We start from the raw sequence: 18,684 nt of genomic DNA, 5'->3' as shown, positions 1-18,684 counted from the left end.
GAACTCTGTGGTATGCACGACCAGCAATCGTCGGCAACCCGGGACCGACTCGGTGACCCGAGCGACGAGTGGCGCGCGTATCAGGGCGCGCCCACCGGGACGGACATCGAGTGCAAGGGGTGGCGACAGGAGGCGGCGCTCCGGATGCTCAACAACAACCTCGACCCCGAGGTGGCCGAGCGCCCCGAAGACCTCGTCGTTTACGGCGGGACCGGCCGCGCCGCCCGCTCGTGGGACGCCTACGACGCGATTCTCACCGAACTCCGCGACCTCGACGACGACGAGACGCTCCTCGTCCAGTCGGGCAAGCCGGTCGGGACGTTCCCCACCCACGAGCGCGCCCCGCGCGTCCTCATCGCCAACTCCAACCTCGTCGGCCGCTGGGACGACTGGGAGCACTTCCACGAACTGGAGGCCGAGGGGAAAATCATGTACGGCCAGATGACCGCCGGGTCGTGGGCGTACATCGGCACGCAGGGCATCATCCAAGGCACCTACGAGACGCTGGCCGAACTCGCCCGCCAGCACTACGACGCCGACCTCCGGGGGAAGCTCGTCGTCACCGGCGGTCTCGGCGGCATGAGCGGCGCACAGCCCCTCGCGGTGACGATGAACCGCGGGGTCTGCATCGCCGCCGAGGTGCAGGCCGACCGCATCGAGCGCCGGGTCGAGACGGACTACCTGATGGAGTTCGCTGACTCGCTGGATGAGGCGCTCGAAAACGCGAAGGCGGCCATCGACGCAGGTGAACCTTACAGCGTGGGCGTCCAGATGAACGCCGCCGACATGCTCGAAGCACTGCTCGCGCGCGACGAGATTCCCGATGTGGTCACCGACCAGACCAGCGCCCACGACGAACTCGAAGGCTACTATCCGAGCGGCTACACCGTCGAGGAAGCCGACCGGCTCCGCGAGGACGACCCCGAAGCCTACGTCGACGCCAGCCTCGACACGATGGAGCGCCATGTGCAGGCCATCCTCGACTTGCAGGACGCGGGCGCAATCGCCTTCGAGTACGGCAACAACATCCGCGGGCAGGTCCAAGACCACCGCGGGATGACGACCGCCTTCGACTTCCCCGGCTTCGTCCCGGCGTACATCCGTCCGATGTTCTGCCGCGGGCGCGGGCCGTTCCGGTGGGCCGCGCTCTCCGGCGACCCCGCCGACATCCACCGCACCGACGAGGCGATTCGGGAACTGTTCCCCGACCACGAGTCGCTCATGCGCTGGATAGACCTCGCACAGGAGCAGGTGTCGTTCCAGGGGCTCCCCTCGCGGGTGTGTTGGCTCGGCTACGCCACCGACGACGAGGGGCTCACGGAGCGCGCCCGCTTCGCGTTGAAAATCAACGACCTCGTCGCGTCGGGCGAGGTCTCCGCGCCGGTCGTCGTCACCCGCGACCACCTCGACGCCGGGTCGGTCGCCAGTCCGTACCGCGAGACCGAGGCGATGCGCGACGGCACCGACGCGGTCGCCGACTGGCCCATCCTGAACGCGCTTCTCAACACCGCCGCGGGCGCGGACATCGTGAGCGTCCACGACGGCGGCGGCGTCGGCATCGGCAACTCGCTGCACACGAACAACCACGTCGTCCTCGACGGCTCCGACCTCGCGGCGAAGAAGGCCCGCGCCGTCTTCACGACTGACCCCGGTATGGGCGTCGTCCGCCACGCCGACGCCGGCTACGAGGACGCGCTCGACGAGGCGACCCGGTCGAACGTCCGAATTCCGATGCGCGACCACGACGCCGCCGAACGTGCCGAGCGTTCCGAGCGCGCCGACCGCGCAGCTGAAGCTGTCGAATCCGCCGGCCGAGGTGACGAATGACTCTCACTGACGCACCCGCGTGGGAGGGCCCCTCGTCGGACCCGAACGACGAGCAGTTCGGCCACGTCGTCTCCCCGACCGACATCGAGGACGCGGGCGACTTCCGCGCCGTCCTCGTGGGCGAACCGTACGACGGAGCCGTCATCGGTCGGCGCGGTGCCCGCGAGGGCCCCGCCGCGATTCGGCGCGCCCTCGCCGGCGTCAAGACCCACCACTTCGACGAGGGACCGGTCGCCGGCGTCGGCGACCTCGGCGACCTCCCGGTCGAGGCGTACAACGCGGTCGGCACGAGCGACGCGGACGACCCCGAGAACCGCGTCGCGGACGTACAGGCCGTCGTCGCCGACGAGGCCGCGGCCGTCTACGAGCGCGGCGCGCTCCCGGTGTTCCTCGGCGGCGACAACTCCCTGACGGTCGGCAACGTTACGCCGCTTCTCGGCGGCGACGACTCGGTCGGGGTCGTGAGCTTCGACGCCCACCTCGACTGCCGAGACCCCGCCGACGGCCCGACGAGCGGGACGCCCTACCGACAGCTGTTCGACGCCGGCCTCGGCCGCCTCGCCGTGGTCGGCGCGCGCCACTTCGAGACCTCGACCGCCTACGCCGACTTCCTGCGCGACTCGGGCGGGACCATCCTCACCGCCGACGAGGTCGGCCGCGGCCCCGTCGAGACGGCCGACTTCGCCCTCGATGCGCTGGCCGCCTGCGACCGCGTCTTCGTCAGCCTCGACGTGGACGTGCTGGACCAGACGGCCGCGCCGGGCGCGAGCGCGCCGACCCCCGGCGGCGTCACCACCCGCGAACTGTTCTCCATGCTCCGCCGCGTCGCGGCCGACCCCCGCGTCGTCGGCTTCGAGGTCGTGGAGTGCGCGCCGACGCTGGACGACGAGGACGGCCGAACCGTCAGCGCGGCCGCCCGCGCGGTCGCCCACTTCCTCGCGGGGGTGGTGTCCCGTGACTGACGCGGGTTCCGCGGCCGGCCTCACGGTCGTCCACGGCGCGGCCGAACTGGTCGTCGGCCCCGACGAGGAGACCGGCGTCGTCGTCCTCGAAGACGCCGCGTTCGCCGCGCTCGACGGCGAGGTCGTCGCCGTCGGACCCACGGCCGAAGTGCTCGCGGACTACCCCGTCGCGGACGCCGAGACGGCCATCGACGCGACCGGCAAGACGGTTCTCCCGGGCTTCGTCGACCCGCACACCCACGCGCTCTTTGCGGGCGACCGCTCCGACGAGTTCGTGGCGAAGTTGCAGGGTGCGACCTACGAGGAGATTCTCGCCGACGGCGGCGGCATCCTCCACACCGTTGACGCGGTCCGAGAAGCCTCCGACGAGGAGTTGGCGGCGAACCTCACCGAGCACCTCGACGCGATGCTCGCCCACGGGACGACGACTGTCTCTTATACACATCTCTGAGCGGGCTGGCANAGATGTGTATAAGAGACAGGCTCGGACCACCCGGTGGACGTGATTCCGACGTTTATGGGCGCGCACGCCGTCCCGCGCGGCGCGGACGCCGAGGAGTACACCGAGTCGGTCGTCTCCGACCAACTCCCGGCGGTCGCAGCGCAGGGTACCGCCGAGTTCTGCGACGTGTTCTGCGAGCGCGGCGTGTTCACCGCCGAGCAGTCCCGGCGGATTCTGGAGGCGGGCCGCGACCACGGCCTCACGCCGAAGATTCACGCCGACGAGTTCGCCGCCATCGGCGGCACCGACGTTGCGGCCGCGGTCGGCGCGGCCAGCGCGGACCACCTGCTCCACACCGACGACGAGGGCCGAGACGCGCTCGTCGACGCCGGCGTCACGCCCGTGCTGCTCCCGGGCACGGCGTTCGGTCTCGGAGCCGACTACGCCGACGCCCGCGCCTTCCTCGACGCGGGCCACGAGGTCGCGCTCGCCACCGATTTCAACCCGAACTGCTTCGCTCGAAGCATGAGTTTCGTCGCCACGCTCGCCAGCGTCGGAATGCGAATGACGCCGCACGAAGCGATTCGCGGAATCACGAGCGCCGCCGCGGGCGCGCTCGACCTCGACGACGGCACGGGCACGCTCCGCGCCGGCGCTCCCGCCGACGCCGTCGTGCTCGACGTGCCGACCGCGACGCACCTCTCGTATCGGTTCGACACGAACCCCGTTTCGACCGTGCTGAAATCGGGGGTGGTCGCCCGTGAGTGACCGCCCACGACTCCCCGATTCGGTCACGCTTGACGGCGCGTCGCTGACGCCGGAAGACGTGGCGGCCGTTTCCCGCCACGACGCCCCGGTCGAACTCGCCGCCGAGTCGCGCGAGCGGATGCGCGAGTCGCGCGAGCGCGTCGAATCCGTCCTCGACTCCGGCGAACCGGTGTACGGCGTCAACACCGGCTTCGGTCACCTCGTCGAGACCCACATCGACCGCGAGGACATCGAGCGCCTCCAGACGAACCTCGTCCGAAGCCACGCCGCCGGCGCGGGCCGCGAACTCACCCGCGAGGAGGTCCGGTCGATGATGGTCAGCCGGGCCAACACGCTCGCCAAGGGCTTTTCGGGCATCCGACCGTCGGTGGTGGACCTGCTCGTCTCGATGCTCAACGAGGGCGTCCAGCCGGTCGTCCGCTCCCGCGGGAGCCTCGGCGCGAGCGGCGACCTCGCGCCCCTCGCGCACATGGCGCTCGTCCTCATCGGCGAGGGCGAGGCCCGCGTCGACGGCGACCGACTCCCGGGCGACGAAGCCCTGCGCGCCGCCGGCTTGGAGCCGGTGACGCTCGCCTCCAAGGAGGGCCTCGCGCTCATCAACGGGACGCAGCTGACGGTCGGTCTCGCCGCGCTGTTCGTCGTCGACGCCGAGCGAACCGTCGAGGCCGCCGACGCCGCGGGCGCGCTCACGACCGAGGTGACGATGGGCACCACGGCGAACTGCGACCCCGCCATCCACGAGGTTCGTCCCCACCCCGGCCAGCAAGAGAGTGCGGCCACGATTCGCCGCCTCACCGCCGGCTCGACCGTCCTCGAATCGCACAAGGACTGCGAGCGCGTGCAGGACGCCTACTCGATTCGCTGTCTCCCGCAGGTCCACGGCGCGGTCAGGGACGCCGTCTCGCACCTCCGCGAGGCCGTCGAGGTCGAACTCAACAGCGTCACCGACAACCCGCTCGTCTTCCCGGCGGGCGCGGTTGACGAGCGCGCGCCCGGCACCGACGCGGCCGCCGTCGTCTCCGCCGGCAACTTCCACGGCGAACCGCTGGCGCTCCGTCTCGACTACGCCGCCGGCGCGCTGACCGAGCTCGCGGCCATCTCCGAGCGCCGGACCGACCGGATGCTCAGCCCGGACGTACAGGAGTCGTACCTCCCGCCGTTCCTGACCGAACACAGCGGGCTCCGCTCGGGCTACATGATTGCGCAGTACACCGCCGCGGCGCTCCTCAACGAGTGTCGGTCGCTCGGTCGCCCCTCCATCGACTCGACGCCCGTCAGCGGCGGGCAGGAAGACCACGTGAGCATGAGCGGGCAGAGCGCCCTTAACGCCCGCACGGTGGCTGAGAACGCCGCGACCATCGTCGGCGTCGAACTCCTCTGTGGGTCGCAAGCCGCGGAGTTCCTCGACGAGGGCCTCGAACTCGGGACCGGTACGGGGGCCGTCCGCGACGCGATTCGGTCCGTGGTTCCGCCGCTCGACGAGGACCGCCGCCTCGACGGCGAACTGGAGACCGCGGCCGACCTCGTCCGGTTCGGCGCGATTCGCGCGGCTCTCGCGGACGCCGACCTCGCCGGCTGAGCGAGCGCGCCGGCAGTTCCCCCGCTGCCGGCTGCTTTCCCTTCCCTTCCCCTCTCGCTTTCGCCGCCTCAGAGGTCACCGTTGATGACGTCGGCGACGCGCTGTCGGTCGAACAACCGCTCGTCTTCGGGAATTTCGGGGTACGGTCCCTCGCTGTACTGGGGCCACGCGCCGAAGCGGTCGGGATAGAGCTGCTTGGCGGTCATCTCCAACTGGAACAGATTGAGAATCGGCCCTTGATACCGGCCGGCCTGCGCGTAGACGCGCTCGTTCTTCACGGCGGAAATCTCGGCTCCGATGGGGTCGTCGCGGAGGCCCGAGCGGATGTCGGGCATACTCGTGTCCGGGTGCATCCCGCCGAGCGTGAGAATCACGTCGGGGTCGGCTTCGAGGAGCGTTTCGAAGTCAACGGTCGACCCGGACTCGACGTCGTCGTCGAACGCGCTGACCGGCTTCAGCGGGCGGGTGTGGGCGGTCAGGAATCCGGGCGTGCTCAGGTTGTAGGCGTAGATGGATTCCAGGTCGCTCGGGCCGAGAAGCACGGCGGTCGGCCGGTCTTCTTCCGCGGGGAGGTCCGCCGCAATCGTCGCGAGCAACTCCTCGCGGACCGCCGCGAGCGCCTCGTACTTCGCCTCCGCTTGGAGCACCTGTGCGACCTTGGCGAATATCTCCCAGAGGCCGTAGTATTCGTAGGCGTCGGCCCACTCGGTCGGCGGCGCTTGATGCCGCGCGCTGAAGCTGTTGCCGAACCACGGACTGATGTTCTCCTCGATTTCGTCGAGGTCGGCCTGACTCCAACTGCCGAGCGCGGAGACGCTGGCGGGGTCGGCCAGATGCACGTCGCTGTCGAGTTCGTAGAGCCGCTCTTTCGACGGCTCCCACGACGAGTACAGGCCGGTCCAGTCGAGTTCGACGCCGGGGAGACGCGGCGTGAACTGGTTCCACAGCGCGTCGTAGTAGTCGGGTGCGTGCATCGCGTTGACGGCGTCGCCGTGGCCGAGTGCGAACGCCATTCCCGCGTGGTGGGTCAGCCGCGTGAAGATGCTCTCGGGGACGCCCTCGAACGTCACGTCGCCCATCGGTGCCATCGACACCGTGTACGAACTGCCGTCGGCCGTCGACTCCGCGGTCGATTCGCTCGTCGCCGTCGCGTCGGCGGTCGCGGTTGTGTCCGTCGCGGCCGCGCCCGTCGCCGTCGCGTCCGACTCGGACGAACCGGTACAGCCGGCGAGCAGTCCGCCGGCGGCGACCGAACCGCCGTAGGTCAAGAACTTCCTGCGCGTTGGTCCGTCGCTGTCTGTCATCGTGCTTTTAGGGCGACCTAATACATATAGACGTACCGATTTAGGCACGCCGAAATTCCGAAACGAATTTATCTGTTTAGGGGTGCCTAAAACCATGGACGAAGACCTCACCGACCGGGCGACGCCCACGCGTCGCGCGTGCCTCAAGGGCGGCGGCGCGCTTCTCACGGGCGGCTTGCTGGCCGGCTGTGCCGGACAGAACGACGCGGAGTCGTCGACGGACGCGACCGAGACGGCCGCGGCGACGACCACGACCGACGCGTCCCCCGCGTCGGAGACCGTGTCTGGGAGCGAATCGACCGAATACACGGTGTCGATGTCGCCGGCCGGCGACGTGACGTTCGAGTCGGTTCCCGAGAGCGTGATGGTGTACAACCTCGTCTACGCCGACGCGGCGGTCGCCTTCGGCCACGGCGACGCGGTGAACTCCCTCGGCTTCGACAGCGACGCCGGCGGCCGGACCCTCGACGCCTACTACGAGCGCCTCGACGGCGTCTCGTTCGACCGGAGCGACCTCGCGCAGCTCAACTCGGGGTCGGGGAGCGTCAACATCGACAAGGAACTCGTCTACGAACTCGACTCCGACCTGCACCTCGTCGACCCGGCGCTCGTGGCCAGCTTCGACGGCTGGGACCAGTCGGACGTCGAGGAGATTCGCGAGCAGGTCGCGCCGTGGTTCGGTAACGCTTACAGTCGCACGCACGCCCAACCGCCCGAGCCGTACGCCGACAACTACGAGTACTACACGCTCTGGGAAATCGTCGAGAACGTCGGGCAGGTGTTCCGGGAGGAAGACCGCTACGCGGCGCTCGAATCGGTCCACAGCGACCTCCTCGACACGATTCGGTCGGACCTCCCGCCCGAATCGGAGCGCCCGACCGTCGGCGTCGTCATCTACATGGACGAGACGTTCTACCCGACGAAAATCGACGCACCCGGCTTCGCGACCTCGCACATCCGCCCGCTCGGCGTCACCGACGCGTTCGCGGCCGGCGACGTGACGTTCGAGACTTCCTACGACTTCGAGGCGATGCTGGAAATCGACCCCGACGTGCTGCTCCACAGCTACGGTATCGACTCGTACTACGACGTGGCGTCGATTCGCGAGACCCTCGAAGACCACCCCATCGGGAGCGAACTCAGCGCGGTCCAGAACGACCGCGTCTACCCCTCGGGAACCCCGGTGCAGGGGCCGATTATGAACCTGTTCCAGTTGGAGATGACCGCGAAACAGCTCTACCCCGACCAGTTCGGCGCGTGGCCGGAGTACACCGGTGGTGCGTATCCCGAGATTCCCGAAGAAGAGCGGCTATTCGATAGGCAGCGCGTCGCCGACATCGTCACCGGTGAGTGAGGCGACCGGCGTTTCGGCGGCCCCTTACCAGAGCTGGACGGCGGGCGTCCCGCAGTCGTCGCAGACGATGGCCTCGTTGTCTTTGTAGCTTCCCGTCACGAGGTCGCCGTCGCAGTAGGTGCAGTCCTCTTCGTCGAACGTACCGAGCAGGTGTGCGGATTCGGCCATACACGACGATGCGGCTCCAGTCCCAAGAACATTTCTACGGTTCGATATATCGCGGTCCGTGACACTCCCGAGACCTCCGCGGCTCGGGTTGTTCCGTCGTCTCTCGTCGTCTCTAGATGCCTTTCGTCGCCTCTGGTCGACTCTCGTTGACGACAGTCGCCACTCGTGTGTGGGACGCAGAACGCGCAAAACGGTGGAACCGGGGAAGCGGTGGTGGGGGACCCGGTGAAGCGGTGGTGATGGGTCGTCCGGAGGCGGCGGCGAAGCCGCCCCGGAGGAGCGCGGGGACGCGTCGAGGGGGACGGGGGCGTCCGACGTTAGTAGCCCAGTTGCTCGCGGATGAGGACGACGGTGGTGCGGCCCTCCTCGACTTCCTGCCGGAAGATGAGCTGTTTCGCAATCATCGATTCGACGCCGTAGGCTTCCTTCGCGCGCTCGTTTTCGAGCGGGTACGCGACGGATTCGAGGCGGTCGAGCGCGTCGTCGAGCGTCGGGACGATTTTGTTGATACCGCTGACGATGACGACGTTGCTGGCGGCGAAGGGGTACGCACCGATGCGGCTCCCCGAGAGGTCCGCGGCGACGAGTTCGCCGGTTTGGGCGATGGCGTTGATGCCGCCGAGGAAGTAGTCGGCGGTCTGGGAGTCGCGGCGGGCGGCCTGTCGCTCCGCGTCGTCGTCGATGCCCCAAATCTGGTCCGGCAGGCTCTCCCACTCGTGGTCGCCCTCGCTGAGGTAGTCGTCGAACCCGATTTCTTCGAGGGTGGTCGAGTGGCCGTTCATCACGGAGACGCCGGCGGGGATGTGCGACTGCACGGCTTCGAGCGCCTCGTCGGCCGTGTCGACGACGACGACGTCGAACCCGCTCGCTTCGAGGTTCTCGACGGTCGCTTCGACGGTCTCGTCGTCGGGAAGCTGGTCGAGGTCGGCGTCGATGTCGGCGTCGTCTACGTAGTCGGATTTCTGTTGAGACATGTGTGAGTGTGGTGGTGGAGTCGATGGGTGCTCCGACGACAACGTGTAGCGCCTATCGGATGTTAAACGCTCGCTGACGGCGATGTCAGGTGGTTACGCGCGTGTCACCGGCTGGGACTGACGGCGGTGGCGTCCCGGTTTCGAAGGTGTTCGCCCGTGGCTCTTGGCGACCGTCCGAAACGACGATTACCTGCGCCGCTCCCGGACGCGTCGGTGCTGGTGCGGTCGGTGCTGGTGTGGTCGTCGCTTTTTTTTTCGATTCGACCGAGAGCGCATACGTATCAGAAATCGTTTCTATCGACTGCTGTGGTTCTCCTCCCGGAGAGTGTTGCCGCAGCGTTTGTGACTAGCGTACCACGGTACGAGAGACACACACGTATAATATAGTCGATAGATTAATCCGTCGGCTGGCGTTCCGACACGACATGGGTCTTCGTGATTTCCACCCGGCCGTTCTCGCAACGGCACTCGCAACGTTCGTCTCCTTTCTCGGCATCGGCGTCGTCGACCCGATTCTTCCGGGCATCGCCCGCGAACTGGGGGCCTCGCACTTCATGGTCGAACTCCTGTTCACGAGCTATCTGCTCGTCATGGGTCTTGCGAACCTGATTGCGGGCGCGCTCGCCACGCGAATCGGGAGCAAGCGGACGCTCCTCTTGGGTCTCGCCACCGTCGCCGTCTTCGCGGGGGCGTGCGCCCTCGTCTCCACCATCGAATCGCTCGCGGTGCTCCGCGGCTTCTGGGGGCTGGGGAACGCGCTTTTCACCACGACTGCGCTCGCCATCATCGTCGGCGTGGCCGCGAACACCAGAGGCGCGATTACGCTCTACGAGGCCGCCCTCGGCTTCGGTATCGCCTGCGGCCCGCTCCTCGGCGGCGTGCTGGGAGCGCAGTCGTGGCGGATGCCCTTCGCGGGCGCGAGCGCCCTGATGGTCGTCGCGTTCGCCCTCGTCGTCCTCACGGTCGACGAACCGGAAGCAGAGCATAGACAGGGACTCCGCGATGTGCTCGGAACGTACCGACACCCGGGCGTACTCACGAACGCCGCCGTCGGACTGCTCTACACCTTCGGCTTCTTCACGCTCCTCGCGTACACGCCGCTCGTCCTCGGCCTCGGCGCGTTCCAAATCGGCCTCGTGTTCTTCGGCTGGGGCCTGTTTGTCGTCGTCGGCTCCGCCGTCCTCTCCTCGCGGCTGAACGGGCTGTTCGGGACGCCCGAAGTCACCGTCGGCGCGCTCGTCGCCTTCGCGGCGACGCTGTGTCTGATGTGGCTCTCGAACGGCGACACCGCAGCGCTCGCCGCGCTCGTCGTCGTCGGCGGACTCTTCTGCGGCGTCCTGAACGCGAACCTGACGACGCTGGCGATGGGCATCTCCTCGCACGGGCGGTCGGTCGCCTCGGGCGCGTTCAACAGCCTCCGATTCGTCGGCGGCGCGTTCGCGCCCATCACCGCGGGCTACCTCGGCCCGCAGTACGGCGCGACGGTGCCGTTCCTGCTCGGCGCGCTTACCGTCATCGCCGGAGCGGTCGTCCTCGTGGGTCGGTTCGGGCAGTTCAGGCTCGCCGACGCCGGGTCGGCGGCCGGTCACTAATCGGCTGGCTCGTCGTCTCGACGCTCCCCTACTCTTCTAGTCCGAGCGAGTCACAGAGCGCCGCCACGTCGAGGTTATCGGCGACGAGCGCGGCGGCGCGGTCGTAGGGGTCGCCGGAACCCGGTTCGTCGGCGTCCGCGTCGGCTCCCGCCGTCCCCGTCCTCGTCGCCGGTCGGTCGCGCCCGGCCGACTCGTAGATGGCGTCCACGAACGCGTTCCGCGGCGCGTCGTTGGCGAACAGGTCGTGGATGTACGTCCCCGCAACGCTCCCGAGCGCCGCGCCGTCGCCCGAAACGGGGGTCGCGCCGCCGATGATGCGGCTGTCGCCCATGTGTATCTCGTAGCCGTCGACGGTCCCCGTCGCGCCGGCCAACGGCCCCGCCCCGTCGAACTCGACGGCGACGGGTTCGACCCGCTTGTCGCGGGAAAAGCGCGTGACTATCGGTAGGAGACCGAGTCCCGGGACCGTCTCGTCGTCTCCCGACCCCTCGATGTCGGCGTTTTCGATACGCTCGCCGAGCAGTTGGTAGCCGCCGCAGATGCCGACGACCGGGCCGTCGAAGCCGGCGAGTTCGTCGTCGAAGCCGGCGTCGCGGAGCGCGAGCAGGTCGTCGACCGTGTTCTTGCTTCCGGGGAGGACCACCCCGTCGACCCCGTCGAGCGTCGCGTCGAGCGGGAGGTACGCGACCCGGACGCCCGGCGTCTCGGACAGCGGGCCGAAGTCCGTCGCGTTCGAGATGCGCGGGAGTCGCGGCACGCCGATGGTGACCGCGTGCTCGGCCGCGATGCCGTCGTCGTCGCCGACGGTGGCGCGCTCGCCTGCCGCGGGGAGCGCGAGGCTGTCTTCCTCCGGGAGGCCGGGGTCGTCGTAGGGGAGGACGCCGAGGACGGGCACGCCGGTCCGCTCCTCGATTTCGTCGAGTCCCGGTTCGAGGAGGCTCGGGTCGCCGCGGAACTTCGTGATGACCGCGCCGACGACGCGGTCGCGCACGTCCTCGGGGAGGAGTTCGAGCGTCCCCAGCAGGCTGGCGAAGACGCCGCCGCGCTCGATGTCGGCCGCGAGGAGGATGTCCGCGTCGGCGAAGCGGGCGGTCTCGACGTTCGCCAAATCGCGGTCGTGGAGGTTTATCTCGGCGATGGAGCCGGCTCCCTCGGCGACGACCACGTCCGCCTCGCTCGCCAGTCGGCGGTGCGATTCGACCGCCGCCTTGCGGGCGTCCTCCCAGTGGGTCGCGTAGTAGTCGCTCGCGGTGTTGAGGCCGGCCGCCCGGCCGTGGACGACCAGTTGCGACGCCCCGTCTCCGTGGGGCTTGAGCAAGACGGGGTTGTGGTCGGTCGTCGGCGCGACCCGCGCGGCACGGGCCTGCACGTACTGCGAGACGCCGATTTCCCCGAAACCGTCGCCGTCGGCGGTCGCCACCGCTCGGGCGTTGTTGCTCATGTTCTGCGCCTTGAACGGCGCGACCGACAGGCCGCGGTCGTCGAACAGGCGACAGAGCCCGGCGGCGACGGTGCTTTTGCCCACGTGGCTCGCGGTCCCCGCGACGAGGAGGGTCGGCGTCGTCATCTGCCGGGAGTCAGGGCCGCGCGGTTCAAAGGTGTTCGTTTCGCCGTCGGCTGGACGCGCCCCCACCGCGTCCGGGCGGCGTGTTCGACCCCCTCAACGATGTTCCCCGTCATACTGTGGTGGTCACGTCGGCCCTGTGAAATGTTGCCGGAAGTGGTGCGTTTAGTTCGCTCGCCCGCTCGATCTATCATGAATGAAGAAACAGTTACTCGTGACGGACTTCCTCGACCGGGCCCGGACGTACTACGGCGATTACGAGGCGGTCGTCGGCGTCGACGGCGAGCGCTTTACCTACGCGGAGTTCGGTGAGCGGGTGGACAGATTTTCGGCTGCGCTGCAATCCCGCGGCGTCGAGAAAGGCGACCGGGTCGCGGTGCTCGACCCCAATACGCACTACCATCTCGAAGCGGCCTTCGGCGCGATGCAGTGCGGCGCGCTCCACGTCCCGCTGAACTACCGCCTCACGACCGAGGATTACGAGTACCTGCTGTCGGATTCCGGCGCGACCGTGGTCTACGCCGACTACCAGTACGCGGGGAAAATCGAGGCCGTCCGCGACGACGTGCCCGCCGAGGTGTTCGTGACGAACGACCCCGCCGCGGTCGACGGCGACTGGCTCGACTTCGAGGCGTTCCTCGACGAGGCCGACGCCGACGACTACGAGCGCCCCGAGATGTCCGAGGACGAACTCATCACCATCAACTACACCTCGGGGACGACCGGCGACCCGAAGGGCGTCTGCCGCACTCACCGCACCGAGTCGCTCCACGCCCAACTGGTGACGATTCACCACCACATCGCGGACGACGACGTGTATCTGTGGACGCTCCCGATGTTCCACGTCAACGGCTGGGGCCACATCTACGCCGTCACCGGCCGCGGCGCGAAACACGTCTGCACCCGCGGGGTCGATGCCGAGCAGGTGTTCGACGCCATCACCGAGGAAGACGTGTCCTTTTTCTGCTGCGCGCCGACCGTGCTGTCGATTCTGCGCGAGTACGCCGAGGAACACGACCCGGCGTACGCCGGCGACAACCCGGTTCGCGTGACCGCCGCCGGCAGCGCCGCGCCGAGCGCGACGATTCGCCACACCGAATCCGAGTTCGGCTGGGAGTTCACCCAACTGTACGGCGCGACCGAGACCGGTCCGCTCATCGCCACCTCGGACGCCAACCGCCTCATCCCCGACGAGGGCGGCCTGCGCTTCTCGCTCAAACAGCGGCAGGGCGTCGCCCCGCTCGGGACCGACCTGCGCGTCGTCGACGACGACGGCGAACAGGTCCCGCGCGACGACGCCACCATCGGCGAGGTGGTCGTCCGCGGCAATCAGGTGATGGAGAAGTACTGGAACAAGCCCGACGAGACCCACGACGCCTTCAACGACCGCCTCGAAGGCTGGTACCACACCGGCGACCTCGCGGTCGTCAACGAGGACGGCATGATAGCGATTCAGGACCGCAAGAAGGACATCATCATCTCCGGCGGCGAGAACATCTCCTCGGTCGAACTGGAGGACGCGCTGTTCGACCACGACGCCGTCGGGGACGTGGCGGTCATCCCCGCGCCGTCCGAGAAGTGGGGCGAGACGCCCAAGGCGTTCGTCGTCCCCGCGAACGGCGACGTGGAGAACCCCGGCGTCACCGCCGAGGAACTGACCGAGTACACCCGCGACCGCCTCGCGGGCTACAAGGCCATCCGCGAGTTCGAGTTCGTCGAGGAGATTCCCAAGACCGCGACCGGCAAGATTCAGAAGTACGAACTCCGCAAGCGCGAGTGGGACGACGAAGAGCGGATGGTCGGGCAGGGATAACTGCTGACGGCGACTCTGCGATTCGACGACCCGACGCCCGTCTCGTCCCACCGCCGTCTCCTCCGGCGGTCCGACCGTTCGCCCGCAAGATTATTGGCTCTCTGCATATCTCGTCTCTAACATGTTTCCCCCGAGTTCCGGGGGCACCTCCGTCGGTGCGATTCTCTACGTCGCGGCCGACGGCGTTGTCTCCGGTCCGGTCGTCTCGACGCTCCGGGACGCCTTCGAGCGCCCGGTCGAGCGCGCCGAGAGCGCCGCGGCCGCGCGCTCGGCACTCGCTGAGCGCACCGTCTCCTGTCTCGTCGCCGCCGCCGACCTCCCCGACGGTCTCGACCTCGACGCGCTCGTCACCGCCGCCGGCGACGCTCGCGTCGGGCCTCCGGTGGTCGTCTACGCCGCCGCCGGCGACGAGGCGCTCGCCGCCCGCGCCGTCTCGCTCGGTGTCGACGACTACCTGGTCCGCGACGAGACCGACGACTCCCACGCGGCTCTCGTCGAGTCGGTCCGGGGGGTCTTAGACCGGGACGCCGACGACCGCCCCATCGAGACGCGGAGCTACCGCGTCATCGTCGAGGCGATGGAAGACGGCGCGTTCGTCCTCGACGAGGACTGCCGCGTCGAGTACGTGAACCCTCGAATCGAGGCGATCACGGGGCGCTCGTCCGAGACGCTCCGAGGCGAGCGGTTCGAGTCGCTCGTCGACGCCGGACTGTTCCCCGCCGACGAGTACGAGCGCTACCGCGACGCCGTCTCGCGAGTCCTCTCGGAGGGCGTCACCGAACGCCTCGACATTCGATTCGTCGACGCCGACGGCGTCTCGCGGCTGTTCGAACTCTCCCTTTCGCCGGCGGGCGACGGCGAGGCGGTGACCGGCGTCGTCGGCATCCCGCGGGACGTGACCGACCGCGAGGTCGCCACCACCCAGCGCGGCGAACTGCTCGAACGCATGACTGACGCCTTCTTCGCGCTCGACACCGACTGGCGTTTCGTCTACCTCAACGACCGCGCGCGAGACGTCTTCAACGAGGTCAGAGAGCCCGAACTCGGCGAGCGAATCTGGGACCTCGTTCCGTCGCCCGACAGCGCCGAACTGTACGAGAAGTACCACGAGGCGATGCGGACCCAGGAGTCGGTGACGTTCGAGACGTACTCCGAGCCGTACGACGGCTGGTTCGAGGTCCGCGCGTACCCCTCGCCGTCGGGGCTGTCGGTCTACTTCCGCGACGTGACGACGCGGAAGCGCTACTTGCAGGCCCTCGAATCGACCAACCAGCGCCTCGAAACGGTGTTGCAGAACCTCCCGGTCATCCTCTCGGCGTTCGACGCCGAGGGCGTGTTCACCATGTCCGAAGGGGCCGGACTGGAGTCGCTCGGCCGCGAACCCGGCGAGGTCGTCGGTCGCTCCGCGTTCGACCTCTACGACGACACACCCGCGGCCACCGACGCCATCGCCCGCGGCCTGTCGGGCGAGGCGGTCGACACCCGAATCGAGTACCGCGGCGCGGTGTACGACGCGTGGTACCGCCCCGTCTTCGACGACGACGGCGAGGTGTCGAGGCTCCTCGGCGTCGCCATCGACGTCACAAACCGCGCGCGACTCGAAGACGGCCTCCGGACCCTGCAGGCGGTCACGCAGGACCTCATCCTCACCGAGAGCGTCGAGGAGGTCGCGGCGCTCGCGGTCGATATCGTCCCCGAACTCGTGCCCGACGCCGCGGCCGCCGTCTGGCTCGCCGACGACCGCGGTGCCCTGTCGCCGGCCGCCTCGACCGCGGAGCAGTTCGACCCGGAGACGCCAATCGAGACCGACCCCGGCGGCTTCGAGTCCGACGCCGTTAGCCGGGTCGACGCGGCCGACGTCGACGACCGGCTTCTCCCCCCCGAGTCGGACGGGAAGTCGGTCCTGCGCGTCCCGCTCGGGGGCCACGGCCTGCTCGTCGTTTCGACCGACGACGACGGCCCGTTTCTCGCCGTCGACGAGGACCTGCTCGAACTCCTCGGTTCGACGGTCACCTCCGCGCTCTCGGGGACCGTCCGCGAACAGGAGCTTCGGAACCGCGAGGCCGACCTCGCGGCGGCCAACGAGCGGCTCGACGACTTCGTCTCCATCGTCGCCCACGACCTCCGTAACCCGCTCGCGGTCGCCACCGGCTACCTCGACCTCGGGATGGAGTCGGGCGAGCGGGCGCACCTCGAACGCGCCGCCAACGCGGTCGACCGGATGTCCGAACTCGTCGAGGAGGTGCTCGACCTCGCCCGCCAGCGGACGCCCGTCGTCGACGCCAAACCCGTCGACCTCGCGCGCGTTGTCGACCACGCGTGGCGCTTCGTCGACACCGGTGACGCGACGCTTGTCCGCGAGGAACTGTTCGTCGTCGAGGGCGACGACGGCCGCCTGCTCAGGCTCTTCGAGAACCTGTTTCGAAACTCGGTCGAGCACGGCTCGACGGGCGGTCGGTCCTCATCCGACGACGCTGTGGCACACGGTTCCACAGGCAGTCGGGAGTCTCCCGACCACGCCGTGGAACACCCCGAGCAGCCCGACGACCCGCTCGCCGTCCGCGTCGGCGCGCTCGACGACCGCGCCGGCTTCTACGTCGCGGACAACGGCGTCGGCGTCCCCGAGACGCGCCGCGAGCAGGTCTTCGACCACGGCTACACCACGATGCCGCAGGGCACCGGCTACGGTCTCGCAATCGTCCGCGACATCGCCGACGCCCACGGCTGGTCCGTCTCGCTCACCGAGTCGGCCGAGGGCGGCGCGCGGTTCGAGTTCGTGACGCGGTCGGCGGACCGAACGACGACCGATTCGGCGGGCTCCGACTGACGTACGCGCGACTCGTCGCCGGGGGCGCGGACCGCGGACCCCGTGGCGACTGTGCCGAGTCACGGCGCTCTCGGCTCGGCCGGAACGTGGCGGGCTGACCACACGCCCGGCGCTTGGTTCGGTTCCCGCACCAATTGCCCTTTGAGCGCCCATCGGCTAGCGTCGCGTATGTGCAACCACTGCGACCGGGAACTCGCTCGTCGGACCGTGTTGTCTGCCGTCGGTGTCGCGGGCGTCGCCGCCACCGCAGGGTGTCTGGGCGGTCTCGGAACCGACGGCGGTGGCGACGCTCCCGAGGCAGTCGCACTGACCGGCGGCGAACAGTGCGACGCCTGCGGGATGGTCATCGACCAACACCCCGGCCCCGCCGGGCAACTGTTCTACGCCGACCACAGCCCCGAGGGTCACGACAACCCGGCGCGGTTTTGCAGCGCCTGGGAGACGTTCTCCTACGCGCTCGACCGCGAGGACGACGGGTGGAATCGCGCCGGCGGCTACCTCACGGATTACAGCGCTGTCGAGTACGACCTGTTCGACGACGGCGGCCGGACGCTCATCTCCGCGCACCTCGACGCCGACGCGTTCGCGCCGATGGACGACCTCGTCTACGTCGTCGGAACCGATGTCAACGGGTCGATGGGCCCCGACTTCGTCCCCTTTTCCGACGACGGCGACGCCGAGGCGTTCGCCGACGCGCACGACGGAGCCGTCTACGAGCGCGCCGACATCTCGCGCGACCTCATCGCCCGGCGCTGAGTGTTAGGCGCTCTCTTTCGGTCGTTCTCGATTCCTTAGATTCGAAAATCACGACCCCTTTATATGCTCTCGACGGCCGTTCGTTCATCTGTTAGGTGAAAGACAATGGCCGCTAACTCACAAATCGAGATGCTGGGGAACAGGATGGACTTCGACTACTCGCAGGGCGTCACGGGCTACGTGCTCGTGTTGACCCGCCTCATCACCGGCTACTGGTTCCTCCACGCCGGTGTGACGAAAATCGTCGGCGAGCCGTTCAGCGCCGCGGGCTACCTCGCGAACGCCCCCGCAGCCTCGCCGCTCCAGGGCTTCTTCGCGTGGGCCGCCGCGACCCCGTGGCTTCTCGACCTCACGAACGTCATGATTCCGTGGGGTGAGGCTCTCATCGGTCTCGGACTCATCGTGGGTGCACTCGTCCGGCTCGCCGCCTTCTTCGGCGGCGTCCTGATGGTGTTTTTCTACCTCGGGAACGCCGATTGGGGACACGGCCTGGTCAACGGCGACCTGTTCGGCCTCATGATGTTCGTCATCGTCGGGACGCTCGCGGCGGGCCGCATCCTCGGTCTCGACGCCATCATCGAGAAGATGGAGTTCGTCCGCCAGCGCCCCGCACTCAAGTACCTCCTCGGCTGAGCGGGACATCCTTCCCCCGCGCGGCCGTGTCGGTGCGCCGCGGTGACCCGCCAACTCTACCGCACCCGGCGCGCTTCGACGGATGAAATACACTCCGACCGACGAGACTGATTTTCGCGGT

At 68.8% G+C, this 18,684-nt stretch carries 13 protein-coding genes and 1 pseudogene; 10 read left to right on the top strand and 4 right to left on the bottom strand.

Annotation, left to right across the window (positions count from 1 at the left end; translation table 11 throughout):
* Positions 1 to 12 precede the first annotated feature (12 nt).
* The 4 genes and pseudogenes from hutU to hutH all read left to right on the top strand — a co-directional run bounded on the left by hutU (position 13) and on the right by hutH (position 5,578).
* Positions 13 to 1,827, top strand: coding sequence for a urocanate hydratase (hutU, locus tag C458_RS00430; protein ID WP_008572237.1), 1,815 nt, complete (start codon positions 13 to 15; stop codon positions 1,825 to 1,827).
* Positions 1,824 to 2,789: a formimidoylglutamase gene (hutG, locus tag C458_RS00425; protein WP_008572235.1), complete on the top strand. Its 966-nt coding sequence runs from the start codon at positions 1,824 to 1,826 to the stop codon at positions 2,787 to 2,789. Before hutU ends, hutG begins: the two co-directional genes overlap by 4 nt.
* Positions 2,782 to 3,999, top strand: a pseudogene (gene hutI / locus C458_RS00420) (imidazolonepropionase). The gene hutG and the pseudogene hutI overlap by 8 nt, the downstream one beginning before the upstream one ends.
* The gene (hutH, locus tag C458_RS00415; RefSeq protein WP_008572232.1) at positions 3,992 to 5,578 is read left to right on the top strand and encodes a histidine ammonia-lyase; all 1,587 of its coding nucleotides are present in this window, start codon (positions 3,992 to 3,994) and stop codon (positions 5,576 to 5,578) included. The pseudogene hutI and the gene hutH overlap by 8 nt, the downstream one beginning before the upstream one ends.
* 68 nt (positions 5,579 to 5,646) lie before the next feature.
* Here hutH and C458_RS00410 read toward each other — a convergent pair whose 3' ends face one another.
* Entirely contained in the window at positions 5,647 to 6,882 is a 1,236-nt protein-coding gene (locus tag C458_RS00410; RefSeq protein WP_049897172.1) for an ABC transporter substrate-binding protein, read from the bottom strand.
* A gap of 94 nt (positions 6,883 to 6,976) precedes the next feature.
* Between C458_RS00410 and C458_RS00405 the strand changes: the two genes are divergently transcribed.
* Positions 6,977 to 8,236, top strand: coding sequence for an ABC transporter substrate-binding protein (locus tag C458_RS00405; protein WP_008572226.1), 1,260 nt, complete (start codon positions 6,977 to 6,979; stop codon positions 8,234 to 8,236).
* A 24-nt stretch (positions 8,237 to 8,260) separates the two neighbouring features.
* Here C458_RS00405 and C458_RS18300 read toward each other — a convergent pair whose 3' ends face one another.
* Both C458_RS18300 and C458_RS00400 read right to left on the bottom strand, forming a co-directional pair.
* Entirely contained in the window at positions 8,261 to 8,404 is a 144-nt protein-coding gene (locus C458_RS18300) for an HVO_A0556 family zinc finger protein (RefSeq protein WP_008572224.1), read from the bottom strand.
* A 317-nt stretch (positions 8,405 to 8,721) separates the two neighbouring features.
* A complete protein-coding gene (locus C458_RS00400) occupies positions 8,722 to 9,378 on the bottom strand; it encodes a lactate utilization protein (protein ID WP_008572221.1) in 657 nt (218 codons plus the stop codon).
* A 425-nt stretch (positions 9,379 to 9,803) separates the two neighbouring features.
* Between C458_RS00400 and C458_RS00395 the strand changes: the two genes are divergently transcribed.
* Positions 9,804 to 10,970: an MFS transporter gene (locus C458_RS00395; protein ID WP_004040912.1), complete on the top strand. Its 1,167-nt coding sequence runs from the start codon at positions 9,804 to 9,806 to the stop codon at positions 10,968 to 10,970.
* A gap of 28 nt (positions 10,971 to 10,998) precedes the next feature.
* On the opposite strand, the gene C458_RS00390 is transcribed toward C458_RS00395, so the two are convergent.
* Positions 10,999 to 12,537 carry a cobyric acid synthase gene (locus C458_RS00390; RefSeq protein WP_008572218.1) on the bottom strand — a complete coding sequence of 513 codons (1,539 nt, stop codon included), beginning with the start codon at positions 12,535 to 12,537 and terminating at the stop codon, positions 10,999 to 11,001.
* 193 nt (positions 12,538 to 12,730) lie between these two features.
* Between C458_RS00390 and C458_RS00385 the strand changes: the two genes are divergently transcribed.
* The 4 genes from C458_RS00385 to C458_RS00370 all read left to right on the top strand — a co-directional run bounded on the left by C458_RS00385 (position 12,731) and on the right by C458_RS00370 (position 18,563).
* Complete coding sequence (locus C458_RS00385) at positions 12,731 to 14,347, top strand: long-chain-fatty-acid--CoA ligase (protein ID WP_008572217.1); 1,617 nt, start codon at positions 12,731 to 12,733, stop codon at positions 14,345 to 14,347.
* 121 nt (positions 14,348 to 14,468) lie between these two features.
* Positions 14,469 to 17,174, top strand: a complete 2,706-nt coding sequence (locus C458_RS00380) for a PAS domain-containing protein (RefSeq protein ID WP_008572216.1) — start codon at positions 14,469 to 14,471, stop codon at positions 17,172 to 17,174.
* Positions 17,175 to 17,342: 168 nt separating this feature from the next.
* A complete protein-coding gene (locus C458_RS00375) occupies positions 17,343 to 17,930 on the top strand; it encodes a nitrous oxide reductase accessory protein NosL (RefSeq protein WP_008572215.1) in 588 nt (195 codons plus the stop codon).
* Positions 17,931 to 18,074: 144 nt separating this feature from the next.
* A complete protein-coding gene (locus C458_RS00370) occupies positions 18,075 to 18,563 on the top strand; it encodes a DoxX family protein (RefSeq protein WP_008572214.1) in 489 nt (162 codons plus the stop codon).
* Positions 18,564 to 18,684: the final 121 nt, after the last annotated feature.

Origin of the sequence: Haloferax sp. ATCC BAA-644, from assembly GCF_000336975.1 — an archaeon.
GTDB classification, from domain to species: Archaea; Halobacteriota; Halobacteria; order Halobacteriales; family Haloferacaceae; genus Haloferax; species Haloferax volcanii.
The sequence above is the reverse complement of the archived record's forward strand: the minus strand, read 5'-3'. Positions and strand labels throughout refer to the sequence as shown.

What these genes read in the sequence shown, in the direction of transcription:
- hutU (WP_008572237.1), top strand. Translation starts at nt 13, where the DNA reads ATGCACGACCAGCAATCGTCGGCAACCCGGGACCGACTCGGTGACCCG.
- hutG (WP_008572235.1), top strand. Translation starts at nt 1,824, where the DNA reads ATGACTCTCACTGACGCACCCGCGTGGGAGGGCCCCTCGTCGGACCCG.
- C458_RS00410 (WP_049897172.1), bottom strand. Translation starts at nt 6,882, where the DNA reads ATGACAGACAGCGACGGACCAACGCGCAGGAAGTTCTTGACCTACGGC.
- C458_RS00405 (WP_008572226.1), top strand. Translation starts at nt 6,977, where the DNA reads ATGGACGAAGACCTCACCGACCGGGCGACGCCCACGCGTCGCGCGTGC.
- C458_RS18300 (WP_008572224.1), bottom strand. Translation starts at nt 8,404, where the DNA reads ATGGCCGAATCCGCACACCTGCTCGGTACGTTCGACGAAGAGGACTGC.
- C458_RS00400 (WP_008572221.1), bottom strand. Translation starts at nt 9,378, where the DNA reads ATGTCTCAACAGAAATCCGACTACGTAGACGACGCCGACATCGACGCC.
- C458_RS00395 (WP_004040912.1), top strand. Translation starts at nt 9,804, where the DNA reads ATGGGTCTTCGTGATTTCCACCCGGCCGTTCTCGCAACGGCACTCGCA.
- C458_RS00390 (WP_008572218.1), bottom strand. Translation starts at nt 12,537, where the DNA reads ATGACGACGCCGACCCTCCTCGTCGCGGGGACCGCGAGCCACGTGGGC.
- C458_RS00385 (WP_008572217.1), top strand. Translation starts at nt 12,731, where the DNA reads ATGAAGAAACAGTTACTCGTGACGGACTTCCTCGACCGGGCCCGGACG.
- C458_RS00380 (WP_008572216.1), top strand. Translation starts at nt 14,469, where the DNA reads ATGTTTCCCCCGAGTTCCGGGGGCACCTCCGTCGGTGCGATTCTCTAC.
- C458_RS00375 (WP_008572215.1), top strand. Translation starts at nt 17,343, where the DNA reads ATGTGCAACCACTGCGACCGGGAACTCGCTCGTCGGACCGTGTTGTCT.
- C458_RS00370 (WP_008572214.1), top strand. Translation starts at nt 18,075, where the DNA reads ATGGACTTCGACTACTCGCAGGGCGTCACGGGCTACGTGCTCGTGTTG.